Source organism: Glaciihabitans tibetensis (assembly GCF_003003265.1).
GTDB classification, from domain to species: domain Bacteria; phylum Actinomycetota; class Actinomycetes; order Actinomycetales; family Microbacteriaceae; genus Glaciihabitans; species Glaciihabitans tibetensis.
Window position 1 is genome coordinate 415,920 of sequence record NZ_PVTL01000001.1, and the last position, 12,344, is coordinate 428,263.

The following is a 12,344-nucleotide window of genomic DNA, read 5'->3' on the forward strand; positions in this document are numbered from 1 at the left end:
ATGGATCTCGGGACACGCGCGGGCGGGCCGACCAGGCTCGAGAACTTAGCCGGCCGCCGCGAATGCTGGTACTAGCCCTGAGCTGCGGTGATGAAGCGGACTGCGTCCCCGACGGTCTTGAGGTTCTTGACCTCTTCGTCCGGGATCTTCACGTCAAACTTCTCTTCAGCATTCACGACGATCGTCATCATCGAAATGGAATCGATGTCGAGGTCGTCGGTGAAGGACTTGTCCAGCTCGACCGTGTCTGCCGCGATTCCGGTCTCATCGTTGATGAGCTCCGCCAGTCCGGCGAGTACTTCTTCCGTGGACAATGCCATTGTGTTATCTCCTTGAGGTGTCGTATGACCGTTGAACAGCTTATTAGGGCAGGACTACTACCTGCGCGCCAAACACGAGGCCAGCACCAAACCCGATCTGCAGGGCGAGTCCGCCGCTGAGCTCGGGATGCTCTTCGAGCAGGCGATGGGTTGCCAGCGGGATGGATGCCGCGGAGGTGTTGCCAGTGGTCGCAATGTCGCGGGCGATCATGACGGACTCGGGCAGCTTCAGCTGCTTCGCGAACTCGTCGATGATGCGCATATTGGCCTGGTGCGGGATGAATGCGGCGAGGTCGTCGGCCGTGATGCCCGCGGCCTCGAGTGCGCGCTTGGCGACCTTTGCCATGTCCCACACTGCCCAACGGAAAACCGTCTGGCCTTCCTGGCGGAGGGTGGGCCATTCGGCAACGCCCTCTCGGAAATCAGCGAGGGTGGCGTTCATCCCGACGGCGTCTGCTCTCGATCCGTCAGACCCCCACACCGCGGCTGCGATTCCGGGGGTCTCGCTCGGCCCGATAACTACCGCGCCCGCGCCATCGCCCAAGAGAAATGAGATGGAACGGTCTGTCGGATCCACCATGTCGGACAGTTTCTCAGCGCCGATCACCAACGCGTAGTGCGCGGCGCCCGAACGAATGAGCGCGTCGGCCTGGGTGACTCCGTAGCTGAATCCGGCACACGCGGCGTTCTGGTCGTAGGCCGCAGCGGGGTTCGAGCCCACCCGGTCCGCGACGACGGCGGCCATGGACGGGGTCTGGCGACCGTTGCTGATGGTGGCCACAATGACTAGGTCGATGAGTTCGGGGGCGACACCGGACTTCGCGATGGCTTCCTGCGCAGCATCCGTCGCCAGATCCACCGCGAGAACGTCGTGAGAGGCGCGGGTGCGGGTCACGATGCCCGTACGCTGCTGGATCCATTCGTCGCTGGAGTTGATCGGACCGACGAGCTCCTCGTTCGGCACGATGAGGTCGCCGCGGGCCGCGCCGTAGCTGTAGATGCGCGTGAACTGGGCGCCATGAGACTGCTGGAGAGTGGGGGTGGTCATTTCGTCTCGTTCATCATGTCGAAAGCGGCGGCCAGATCGTCTGGGGTCTTGACCGTGACCGTGGGGATGCCCTTCAGCCCGCGCTTGGCAAGGCCGGCGAGTGCTCCCGCTGGTGCCAGCTCGATCAGACCGGTAACCCCCGCCTCCGCGAGGGAGGCCATGGTCTTGTCCCACCGTACCGGGGACGATACCTGGCCGACGAGCAGATCGACAAAACGGCGTCCGTCGGTGACGGGGGAGCCGTCGTTGTTCGTCCAGATGGGAAGCGTGGGGTCGCTGGCGGTCACCGTCGTAGCGAAGGCCCGGAGCCGGTCGATCGCTGGCGCCATGTATCGGGTGTGGAAAGCCCCGGCGACCTTGAGCGGAACGACCCGGGTGCCGGGCACGGGGTCGGCCCGGAGGGCAGCGAGGGCATCTGGTGCACCCGCGACCACAATCTGGCCGCCGCCGTTGAAGTTTGCTGGCTCGAGTCCCAACTCATTGAATCGGGCGAGCAGCGCCTCCTCGTCCCCGCCGAGGACCGCGCTCATGGCGGTGGGAGTTAGGGCTGCAGCGTCGGCCATGGCGCGGCTGCGTTCCCGGACGAACGCCATCGCATCGGACTCCGTGAGGATCCCCGCTGCTGCTGCCGCAGTGATCTCACCGACCGAGTGGCCGGCGACCCCCGCGATCTTCGCACGGCCGCCGCCGGCGGTCTGGTCGAACAGCGCCGAAAGCGTGATCAATCCGGAGGCGACGATCAGCGGTTGCGCCACCGCGGTGTCGCGGATGGTGTCTTCGTCACTAGTGGTGCCGTGGGCGACCAGATCGATACCGGCCGTGTCCGACAAGCGAAGGAGCTGGTCCCGGAATCGGTCTTCGGTGAGCCATGGTTCGAGGAAGCCGGGGGTCTGGGACCCCTGGCCTGGGGCGACGACAACAATCATCCGTCTAGTCTGTCAACACTCGGGCCGGAATCCCTGTTGCAACTGACCTAAACATCGGGCGATTCGTTGTTCTGGTCCTCTAAGTCCGTCGCGGGAGCGTGGGGACGCTCCGAACGCGCGCACGAGACGCGCCCATGAGACGCGCGCTGGAGACGCGCGCTGGCCGTTGGCCCGCCGACCGGCGCGCCATTGCGCCATTGCGCTTGGCGCTCGCAAAATTCGAACGCCAGACGCGTGACGCCCGACGCCAGACGCGTGACGCCAGACGCGTGACGCCCGACGAGCCGGAACCTGCACCTTTCGGAAATTCAGGACTTGACGACGAGGGTAGGCCAGCGCGCCGAGAACTTCCGCGGTATCCCGGGCCCCGCCCCGCCGGGCTGACCCGAGGACTTCCGCATCTCCTGAGTTTCCGAAGGGTCTGTCGCGCGTGGCGTGTTTCGCAGGCGTGCGAACGCCCCGGTAGAGCCGCGGTGTTCGCTTGGCCCCTGCGCCGTGCTGAAACTCACGAGATCGCACCCTGAGCTTCCCCTGTCTTTCGGAAACTCAGGACTTCAGGACGCGGCCCAGCAATTTCGGCGCGGACCGCCGCGGTTTCTCGGGTCGGACACCTTCGGGCGCGCTAACGTGCTTACGCATGTCCTGAGTTTCCGGAGGTAAGCGTCGAGGCTGCGCCGCGCGAGGCGTCGGCGCGGCCGTGGCAGCGCTCGTTCTATCCGGCAGGCTCGACCAAGCATTCGGCAGGGCAAACCCGCCTCCGGCAGGCTCGCCCAAGCATTCGGCAGGGCAAACCCGCTTCCCGGCAGGCTCGCCCAAGCATCCAGGAGGGCAAACCCGCTTCCCGGCAGGCCACGCGCCGATGTGCCTACCGCTTACGGGTGGGGTCCGGCTCCGTCATCGAGCCCACAATGAGCGCGGACTGAAGGATGAGTGCTTCGCGCGCGCCGGTCGCGTCCCAGCCGATGACCTCGCTGATGCGCTTGAGGCGGTAGCGGACGGTGTTGGGGTGCACGAACAGCTCACGCGCCGTCGCTTCGAGCGAACGACCGTTGTCGAGGTAGCACCACAGCGTCCCGAGGAGCTCGGTGGAGTGGGCCTGCAGGGGTTTGTAGATGCGGTTGATGAGGGTGGCACGGGCAAGCGCGTCGCCAGCGAATGCCCGCTCCGGGAGCAGGTCGTCGGCCATGACAGGGCGGGTTGCGTTGCGCCAGGCGCGGGCGACGGCGAAGCCGGCGAGGGCGGCCTTCGCGCTGCGGGACGCTCCGACCAGGGACGGGACCTCATGCCCCAGAACGAGGTGGCCAGGACCGAAGCCGGGTTCGAGCTTTCGTGCGATCTCGATGAATGCCAGGGGGACCTTGGATGTCTCGTCGCCGTCGAGCGGCGCGGGCTCTGCTCGGCCGATGACAAGCACGAGCCGGTTGCCCTGCACTCCGATCAGAACGTCTGCATCGAGGTGCCGGGCCGTACGCCGTAGCTGGTCCACATCGAGAACCCTCGGTGTGGTGCCCACCAGGACGCAGACCTCGCCGTGGCCGTTCCAGCCAAGCGCGGCGATCCGGCTGGGAAGCTCATTGTCGTGCTCCCCGCTGAGAATGGAGTCGACCACGAGTGCTTCCAGCCGCGCGTCCCACAGCCCGCGGGCCTCGGCGGCACGGGCGTAGACATCGGCAGAGGCGAACGCGATCTCCCGCGAGTAGAGCAGAATCGCTTCGCGCAGCACGTCATCGCCGTCTTTGACGCGTTGCTCGACTACTTCCACCGTGATGCGGATCAGCTGGAGCGTCTGCTGCAGGCTGACCGACCGCAATAATTCACGCGGCGCGGCACCGAAGACGTCCGCGGCTATCCACGGAGTCGCCTTGGGATCCTCGAACCAGGAGATGAACGAGGTGATTCCCGCCTGGGCGACGAGGCCGACCGCGGACCGCCGCCCCGGTGGCATATCGCCATACCAGGGCAGCGTGTCCTCGAGCCGTTTCAACGTTGCCGTGGCCAGCTCACCAGAAATGGTGCGCAGCCACGCCAGCGTTTGTTCCTTCGTCTTTGGTGCCACGGGCTGCCTAGCTTTCGCCGCCGGCCGATCCCGTCGTTCCTGCGTTCACATCGTGCAGTTGGTACATTTCGATGGCACGAGCGGGAACACCCGGATCCATCTTGCCCTGCTTCACCAGCGCCTCAAGGGTGCGGACCACGAGCGACGGTCCATCAATCTTGAAGAAGCGACGGGCGGCAGCGCGGGTGTCTGAGAAGCCAAAGTCGTCGGCTCCCAGGGTCGCGAAGTCGCCGGGCACGAACTGGCGGATCTGGTCGGGCACAGCGTGCATGAAGTCCGTGACCGCGATGAACGGCCCCTGGGCATCCTGCAATTTGCGCGTCACGTAGGGCACGTGGGCGTCCTCGTTGGGGTAGAGGAAGTTGTGCTCGTCGGCGGCAAGGCCGTCCCGGCGCAACTCCGTCCACGACGTCACCGACCAGACGTCGGCTGAGACGCCCCAGTCGTTCTCGAGCAGCTGCTGAGCCTCGAGAGCCCACGGAACCGCGACACCGGAGGCCAACAGCTGAGCCTTCGGGCCCGGGTTGTAGGCCTCTGAGACGCGGTGGATTCCGCGCAACACGCCCTCTACGTCCAGGTTCTCCGGCTCGGCCGGCTGGATGATCGGCTCGTTGTACACGGTGATGTAGTACATGACGTTCGGGTCGGGGTGCTCACCGCTGTACATGCGCTCAAGACCGGCTCGCACGATCTGGCCCATTTCGTAGCCGAACGCGGGGTCGTAAGACACCACGGCCGGGTTCGTCGAGGCAAGCAAAAGCGAGTGGCCGTCAGCGTGCTGCAGGCCCTCGCCGGTCAGCGTGGTGCGACCGGCGGTCGCCCCGATGATGAACCCGCGGGCCATCTGGTCTCCCGCGGCCCACATGGCGTCACCCGTGCGCTGGAATCCGAACATCGAGTAGAAGACGTACACCGGGATCAGCGCTTCGCCGTGCGTCGAGTACGACGTGCCGGCCGCGGTGAACGCGGCAAACGCTCCTGCCTCGTTGATGCCCACGTGCACGATCTGGCCCTGCGGGCTCTCCTTGTACGCAAGGAGCTGCTCGCGGTCAACGGCCGTGTAGTTCTGGCCGTTCGGGTTGTAGATCTTCGCCGACGGGAAGTACGCGTCCATGCCGAACGTGCGTGCCTCGTCAGGGATGACCGGAACGATGCGGTGGCCGAAGCCCTTGGCTCGCAAGAGGTCCTTGAGCAGACGGGCGAACGCCATGGTGGTGGCGATCTCCTGCTTGCCGGAGCCCTTCTTCGCGATCGCGTACGCCGAGTCGTCGGGCAGGTCGACCTGGGTGTACTTCGAGCGACGTTCCGGAACGTACCCACCGAGCGCACGACGACGCTCGTGCAGGTACTGGATCGCCTCGTCGTTCTCACCGGGGTTGAAGTACGGCGGCTGGTACGGGTTCTCCTCGAGCACGGCGTCGGTGATCGGGATTCGCATCTCGTCACGGAACAGCTTGAGGTTGTCCAGCGTCAGCTTCTTCATCTGGTGGGTGGCGTTGCGTCCCTCGAACGACGGTCCAAGGCCATAGCCCTTGACCGTCTTCGCAAGAATCACGGTCGGCTGGCCGGTGTGCTCCTGAGCTGCCTTGAACGCGGCGTACACCTTGCGGTAGTCGTGTCCACCTCGCTTGAGGTTCCAGATCTGCTCGTCGCTGTAGTCCTTGACGAGCTCAAGCGCACGGGGATCGCGACCGAAGAAGTTCTCGCGAATGTACGCGCCACTTTCGGCCTTGTAGGTCTGATAGTCACCATCGGGCGTGACGTTCATCAGGTCGCGCAGAGCGCCCTCGGTGTCGCGCGCCAGAAGCTCGTCCCACTCGCGTCCCCAGACGACCTTGATGACGTTCCATCCGGCCCCACGGAAGAAGCTCTCGAGCTCCTGGATGATCTTGCCATTTCCCCGCACCGGGCCGTCGAGGCGCTGCAGGTTGCAGTTGATGACGAAGTTGAGGTTGTCGAGCTTCTCGTTGGCGGCCCACTGCAGGGCGCCACGGCTCTCGACCTCGTCCATTTCGCCGTCACCGAGGAACGCCCAGACCTGCTGGTCGGAGGTGTCCTTGATGCCGCGGTTCTGGAGGTATTTGTTGGACTGCGCCTGGTAGATCGCGTTGATTGGGCCGAGACCCATCGACACGGTCGGGAACTGCCAGAAGTCCTTCATCAGGCGAGGGTGCGGGTAGGACGACAGTCCACCGCCCTCGTGTGACTTCTCCTGGCGGAAACCGTCGAGCTGGTGCTCGCTCAGGCGACCCTCGAGGAAGGCGCGGGCGTACATACCGGGGGAGGCGTGACCCTGGTAGAAGATGTGGTCGCCGCCGCCCGGGTGATCCTGGCCGCGGAAGAAGTGGTTGTGTCCCACCTCGTAGAGTGCGGCGGAGGAAGCGTAGGTCGCGATGTGTCCACCGACGCCGATTCCTGGCCGCTGCGCACGGTGCACCGTGATCGCTGCGTTCCAGCGGATCCAGGCGCGGTATCGACGTTCGATATCCTCGTTGCCCGGAAAATCTGGCTCCTCATTCGTGGCGATCGTGTTGAGGTAGTCGGTCGTGGGCACCATCGGAACTCCGAGGTGCAGCTCCTTCGACCGCTTGAGCAAGCTCAACATGATTTCGCGACCGCGTTCGTGGCCCTGCGCTGCGACAAGTGCGTCGAGCGATTCTTGCCACTCTGCAGTTTCTTCCGGATCCTTGTCGGTGTTATTCACCGAGTACGGGTCCTGATCGTTCACCGTCACCCTTGACCTCTTCCTGGTAGAGACAGATCTCGCCTAGCCGCCACAGCGTCGGGGTGCGTCTTTGTGGCATAACGACTAAACATCTCAATTCTAGGTGTCGGTTTCGTTCCCGTGTGCGCACGCGGCTGGCGGGCGTAGTATTACCCCTCGTGTTTGTGCGACCTAAACGGGTCGAATGCGAGAGGATTCCAGCATGGCTTTGGAAAATGACACCCGAGCTCCCGATTTCGAGTTGCCCAACCAGTTCGGCGAGCACGTTCGTCTCAAGGACTTTGCTGGCAAGAAGCCGGTAGCGCTCGTGTTTTTCCCGCTCGCATTTTCGGGAACCTGCACGACCGAGCTGTGTTCGCTGCGCGATAACCTCGCCATGTTCAAGCAGAGCGGCGTCGAACTGATCGGAATTTCCGTCGATTCGAAGGCAACGCTGCGCGCGTGGGCCGAGCACGAGGGCTACGACTTCACTCTTCTCGCCGACTTCTGGCCGCACGGTGCCGTGTCCAAGGAGTACGGGGTCTTCCTCGACCACAAGGGGTTCGCCAACCGGGCGACGTTCATCATCGACACCCGCGGAATCATCCGGGCCAGCTTCATCACCGCGCCGGGCGAGGCTCGCTCGATTCACGAGTACCGCGCTGCCCTCGAAAGCGTCCTGCCGACCCACGTCTAGCTGTACTGCCCAAGCAGGCCGCAGGCCAGGTGTGCACCCGCAGGTGGGATTTTCAGACAGGCCGGGGTTTCCCGATAGCCGGCATTTCTAGACAGGTCGGGATTCCAGATAGCCGGGATATCCGACGGTGGGATTTTCAGGCGGTGGGATGCTGCGGCGCCGGCGCACTGGCGAACCGGTACCCCATCCCCGCCTCGGTGATCAGGTGGCGCGGTTTTGCGGGCTCCGCCTCAAGCTTCTTGCGGAGCTGGGACAGGTAGAGGCGCAAGTATCCAGTGTCCGTCGTGTACTGCGGTCCCCACACCTCGTGCAGGAGCACTTCCTTCGACACGAGCCGGTCGTGGTTGCGCAGCAGCACCTCGAGCAGGCGCCATTCGGTCGGGGTGAGACGCACGGCGACTCCTGCCCGCGTGATGAGGTGCGCGGCGAGGTCGACCGTCACGTCGCCAAAGGTGATCGCCGCCTCTTCGTTCGGGGTGCTGGGCGTGCGCCGCGTCAGCGCACGGATCCGCGCGAGAAGCTCGTCTGCCGCAAATGGCTTGGTGACGTAGTCATCCGCCCCCGCATCCAACGCCTCAACTTTGTCCCAGGATTCGCTGCGACCGGAGACAACCAGAATCGGCACGGTCGTCCAGCCGCGAAGGGCAGTGATCACCTCGAGTCCGGTCAGGCCCGGCATGCCGAGGTCGAGGACGACGGCGTCAGGGTGCTCCGCGATCGCGGCATCGAGAGCGGCCCGGCCGTCGTGGGCGGTGATCACGGCGTAGCCGCGCGCGCTGAGCGTGATCCGCAGCGCTCGAAGGATCTGCGGGTCGTCGTCGGCGATCAGGATCTTCATTCAGCGTGCCTCCGGCAGTTCGACGACCATGGTGAGACCGCCCCCCGGGGTGTCTTCCACCTCGAGTGTGCCATTCATTGCCTCGGTGAATCCCTTCGCGAGGGCGAGGCCGAGCCCGACACCCGAGGTGTTGTCGGTGTCGCCGAGCCGCTGGAAGGGTTCGAACACTTCGCGACGCCGTGCCACCGGAATCCCCGGTCCGGAGTCGACCACACGCAATTGCACCTTTCCGCCGAACTCGCTCGTCGCAATGGTCGGTGCCGTGTCGCTCGGTGAGAACCGAATCGCGTTGGTCAGCAGGTTCACCACTACGCGCTGCAGAAGGGCTGGGTCTGCGTACACCGGTGCAACCGGCTCCAGCCGCAAGGTGACCTCGCCCGGCGCGAGCCCCAGCTCGTCGAGCGCCCCGAGGACTATCTCTTCGCACTCGGTGGCACGGGACGACAGCCCGAGCACCCCAGCCTGGAGCCGGCTGGCGTCGAGGAGGTCAATGACGAGGGTGCTGAGCGATGCGAGGCTTTGTTCGGCCGTCTCGAGCAGTTCGTCGCGGTCGTCCTCCGACAGCCGCACGTCCGTCGCCCGCAGCGCGGTGACTGCTGTCGTCGCGGAGGCGAGCGGGCGCCGAAGGTCGTGTCCGACAGCGGCGAGCAGGGCGCTGCGCAGGCGGTCTGCCGCGGCGATGGGCCGCGCGGCTGCCACCTCGGAGGCGAGCCTGCGCTGCTCGAGCGCGGTCTCCAGCTGCGCTACAAAAACGTCGAGGATCCTGCGGTCCTTGGGAGCCAGGGGCCTGCCTCGCAGCTGGAGGGTCGCCTCGGTGCCCACGGAGATGGATGTCTCCTCGTCCGTGTCATCGAGCGTGCCGGCATCGGTGGAGAGGTACAGAATTTGCCCGTCTTGCCGGAGCATCACGCTGGCCATCCCGAACGCCTCGCGGAGGCGGGACACCAGCTCCTGCAGGGCATCCTCCCCGCCGATCACGCTTCCGGCGATCGTCACCAGCAGGTCCGCCTCGGTGGTGGAGCGGGTGGCAAGGGTGGACCGGCGGGCGGCCTGGTCGACTACCACACTGACGAGCGTCGCGACGAGAACGAATATGGCCAGCGCGATCAGGTGCAGCGGATTGGACACGGTGACGGTGTGCAGCGGCGCGACAAAAAAGAAGTCGAGCACGAGAGCGGACGCGGCTGCTGCAAGCAACGCGGGCCAGAGGCCGCCGACCAGCGCGACGATCACGACGAGCAACTGGTAGCCGAGCACGTCGCTCGTCATGGAGTCGTCGCTGCGCAGGGTGACCAGCAGCAGGGTCAGCAGAGGCAGGCCAAGGAAGAGGGTGGCGAGCCCTGCGAGTTGTCGTCTCCGCGACAGCGCGCCGGCGCTTCGCGGGAGGCGCCGGGCGCCGGCCCGGGGGTGCGACACGATGTGCACATCGATGTCTGCGGCCAGGCGGATGATTGTGGCGCCGGTTCCCGCCCCGCCGACGAGCGCGCCCCACCGGCTCCTCCGGCTCACCCCTATGACGAGTTGCGTGGCGCCTACCCCTCGGGCGAAGTCGACGAGCGCCGCGGGAACGTCTTCGGCCACCACCTGGTGATAGCTGCCTCCGAGGGTTTCGACAAGCGCACGCTGGGAGGTGAGGGCGGCCGGATCGCGCTCGGCCAACCCATCGGAGCGGCTGACGTACACGGCGAAGAGCTGGCCGCCGCTGGTGCGGGCAGCAATGCGGGCGCCGCGCCGCAGCAGCGTTTCGCCCTCTGGCCCGCCCGTCAGGGCCACCACTATTCGTTCCCGAGCCTCCCACAGGGCGTCGATGCCGTGTTCGCTGCGATACGCCTGCAGCGCGACATCCACCTCATCGGCAAGCCACAACAGCGCAAGTTCCCGAAGCGCGGTCAGATTGCCGAGCCGAAAGTAATTGCTCAGGGCGGCGTCGACGCGGGCGGCGGGATAAATGAAGCCCTCCGCGAGGCGGTCGCGGAGGCTTTGCGGTGCAAGGTCGACGAGCTCGATCTGGTCGGCGCGCCGCAGGGCCGCATCCGGAATCGTCTCGCGCTGGGGCACCCCGGTGATCTGTTCGACGACGTCGTTCAGGGACTCGATGTGCTGAACATTGACCGTGGACAGCACGTCGATGCCCGCGTCAAGGAGCGCGGCGACATCCTCCCAGCGTTTGGCGTTCGCCGACCCGGGAGCGTTGGTGTGGGCAAGTTCGTCCACCAACACCAGGTCGGGATTCCGGACGAGCACCGCGGCCAGGTCCAGCTCGTCCAGGCTGACCCCGCGGTGGAGCAGGTGTCTGCGGGGGATCACCTCGAGGTCGCCCACCAGGGCCGCGGTGGCGGCGCGGCCATGGGTTTCAAGCACCCCGATGACGACGTCCTTGCCCGCGTCGCGGAGTCGCCGACCCTCCTCGAGCATCGCGTACGTCTTGCCGACGCCCGGGGCCGCGCCGAGCATCACTCGCAGGCTGCCCCTGGTCATCTGGGTTTTCTGCGCTGGGGGAGAGAAACGGTTGTGGGTCGCCGACGCTCAGCGCACCGCGAGGGCGGCCGCGCCAAGGATTCCGGCGTTGTTGCGCAGCGCCGCGGGCACGATCGGCGCGCGCAGCTCGAGCAGGGGCAAAAACTCGTCGTAGTGCTTCGAGACGCCGCCACCCACGATGAAGAGGTCGGGGCTGAAGAGCATCTCGACGTGGGAGTAGTACCGCTGCAGACGCTTGGCCCAGCGGGGATAGCTGAGTTCGCCGCGCTCCTTTGCGGCGTACGACGCCCGGGACTCGGCATCCTTGCCGTCAATTTCGAGGTGGCCGAGCTCCGAGTTCGGAACCAGCACGCCGTCGTAAATGACCGCGCTGCCGATACCGGTGCCCAGGGTGGTGAGGATCACGAGACCCTTTTCGCCTTTCGCCGCGCCGAACAACACCTCGGCGATGCCAGCTGCGTCGGCGTCATTAACGAAGTGGATGTCCCGGCCGAGAGCCTTCTCGAACAGGGCTTCCGCTTCCAGACCGATCCACTTATCCGACACATTCGCCGCCGACATGGTCGTGCCGTGGATCACTACCGCCGGGAAGCACACGCCAACGGGAACGGTCGGGTCGACATCCAGAGTGGTAATGATTTCGAGTACTGTCGCGACGATGTCCGCTGGCTCCCCGCCTTCGGGAGTGGAAAGCTTTATCCGTTCACTGAGGAGCTCCCCGGTGTCGGTATCGACTACCGCGCCCTTGATTCCCGTGCCGCCGATGTCGATTCCCACTGCCCTAGTCATGTGTCCATCCTAGGCAACTACGGGAGGCCCGACTCTCCGTTGAGTACCCACGCTAGACAACCTCTCCAATGATGAGGCTCGCGAGAAGCGCGACGATCGGCCCAGCCGCCAGGACGATCCCGCCGGCAACGGCGAGTTTGCGTCCGCGGGGTGTTTTGATGCCGGCGACGAGGCAGAAAGCTATGCCGAACAAAATGACAAACGGCAGCAGCGGTAGCACCGTGTCGATCGAGCTGGTGTCTAGCGAACTGGTCTGGCCGGCCGCGAGAACGCAGGCTATTTGGTAGCCGAACGCGGCGACGCAATAGACCAGGGCCGCAAGTCCGAGCCCCCGGCCCTGCGGTTGGACGATCGTTGTCGGTCGTGTCACGGGCGAGGTCATGCGCTCATCCTAGGTAATGCTCAGCACCAAGGCTGCGATACCCAGCCCTATCCCACGGGAAGTGCGCGACGATGTTTCGGGCGGAGCGGATGCGAGGGGGACCGTC

At 65.6% G+C, this 12,344-nt stretch carries 10 protein-coding genes; 1 reads left to right on the forward strand and 9 read right to left on the reverse strand.

The window, feature by feature from the left end; translation table 11 throughout:
* Positions 1 to 71 precede the first annotated feature (71 nt).
* The 5 genes from B0I08_RS02030 to aceE form a co-directional block, all read right to left on the reverse strand.
* Positions 72 to 320 carry an acyl carrier protein gene (locus tag B0I08_RS02030; RefSeq protein ID WP_106209289.1) on the reverse strand — a complete coding sequence of 83 codons (249 nt, stop codon included), beginning with the start codon at positions 318 to 320 and terminating at the stop codon, positions 72 to 74.
* A 43-nt stretch (positions 321 to 363) separates the two neighbouring features.
* Positions 364 to 1,368, reverse strand: coding sequence for a beta-ketoacyl-ACP synthase III (locus B0I08_RS02035; RefSeq protein WP_106209291.1), 1,005 nt, complete (start codon positions 1,366 to 1,368; stop codon positions 364 to 366).
* Positions 1,365 to 2,294, reverse strand: coding sequence for an ACP S-malonyltransferase (locus tag B0I08_RS02040; RefSeq protein ID WP_106209293.1), 930 nt, complete (start codon positions 2,292 to 2,294; stop codon positions 1,365 to 1,367). Before B0I08_RS02040 ends, B0I08_RS02035 begins: the two co-directional genes overlap by 4 nt.
* An 865-nt stretch (positions 2,295 to 3,159) precedes the next feature.
* A complete protein-coding gene (locus tag B0I08_RS02045; protein ID WP_106209295.1) occupies positions 3,160 to 4,350 on the reverse strand; it encodes a PucR family transcriptional regulator in 1,191 nt (396 codons plus the stop codon).
* Between the two features lie 7 nt (positions 4,351 to 4,357).
* Complete coding sequence (gene aceE, locus B0I08_RS02050) at positions 4,358 to 7,084, reverse strand: pyruvate dehydrogenase (acetyl-transferring), homodimeric type (RefSeq protein ID WP_106209297.1); 2,727 nt, start codon at positions 7,082 to 7,084, stop codon at positions 4,358 to 4,360.
* Positions 7,085 to 7,277: 193 nt separating this feature from the next.
* Here aceE and B0I08_RS02055 point away from each other — a divergent pair, with 193 nt between their 5' ends.
* On the forward strand, positions 7,278 to 7,751 hold the full coding sequence (locus B0I08_RS02055; RefSeq protein ID WP_106209298.1) for a peroxiredoxin: 474 nt from the start codon (positions 7,278 to 7,280) through the stop codon (positions 7,749 to 7,751).
* A 136-nt stretch (positions 7,752 to 7,887) separates the two neighbouring features.
* On the opposite strand, the gene B0I08_RS02060 is transcribed toward B0I08_RS02055, so the two are convergent.
* The 4 genes from B0I08_RS02060 to B0I08_RS02075 are packed head-to-tail and all read right to left on the reverse strand — an operon-like array spanning position 7,888 to position 12,238.
* Complete coding sequence (locus tag B0I08_RS02060) at positions 7,888 to 8,589, reverse strand: response regulator (RefSeq protein ID WP_106209300.1); 702 nt, start codon at positions 8,587 to 8,589, stop codon at positions 7,888 to 7,890.
* Complete coding sequence (locus tag B0I08_RS02065) at positions 8,590 to 11,067, reverse strand: ATP-binding protein (RefSeq protein ID WP_106209302.1); 2,478 nt, start codon at positions 11,065 to 11,067, stop codon at positions 8,590 to 8,592. It abuts the gene before it with no gap.
* 48 nt (positions 11,068 to 11,115) lie between these two features.
* The gene (gene ppgK / locus B0I08_RS02070; RefSeq protein ID WP_106209304.1) at positions 11,116 to 11,856 is read right to left on the reverse strand and encodes a polyphosphate--glucose phosphotransferase; all 741 of its coding nucleotides are present in this window, start codon (positions 11,854 to 11,856) and stop codon (positions 11,116 to 11,118) included.
* 52 nt (positions 11,857 to 11,908) lie between these two features.
* On the reverse strand, positions 11,909 to 12,238 hold the full coding sequence (locus tag B0I08_RS02075) for a hypothetical protein (RefSeq protein WP_106209306.1): 330 nt from the start codon (positions 12,236 to 12,238) through the stop codon (positions 11,909 to 11,911).
* Positions 12,239 to 12,344 lie beyond the last annotated feature (106 nt).

Excerpts from the sequence above, each read along its gene's own strand:
- B0I08_RS02040 (WP_106209293.1), bottom strand. The coding sequence starts at position 2,294 with ATGATTGTTGTCGTCGCCCCAGGCCAGGGGTCCCAGACCCCCGGCTTC.
- B0I08_RS02075 (WP_106209306.1), bottom strand. The coding sequence starts at position 12,238 with ATGACCTCGCCCGTGACACGACCGACAACGATCGTCCAACCGCAGGGC.
- B0I08_RS02055 (WP_106209298.1), top strand. The coding sequence starts at position 7,278 with ATGGCTTTGGAAAATGACACCCGAGCTCCCGATTTCGAGTTGCCCAAC.
- B0I08_RS02035 (WP_106209291.1), bottom strand. The coding sequence starts at position 1,368 with ATGACCACCCCCACTCTCCAGCAGTCTCATGGCGCCCAGTTCACGCGC.
- B0I08_RS02065 (WP_106209302.1), bottom strand. The coding sequence starts at position 11,067 with ATGACCAGGGGCAGCCTGCGAGTGATGCTCGGCGCGGCCCCGGGCGTC.
- B0I08_RS02060 (WP_106209300.1), bottom strand. The coding sequence starts at position 8,589 with ATGAAGATCCTGATCGCCGACGACGACCCGCAGATCCTTCGAGCGCTG.
- ppgK (WP_106209304.1), bottom strand. The coding sequence starts at position 11,856 with ATGACTAGGGCAGTGGGAATCGACATCGGCGGCACGGGAATCAAGGGC.
- B0I08_RS02030 (WP_106209289.1), bottom strand. The coding sequence starts at position 320 with ATGGCATTGTCCACGGAAGAAGTACTCGCCGGACTGGCGGAGCTCATC.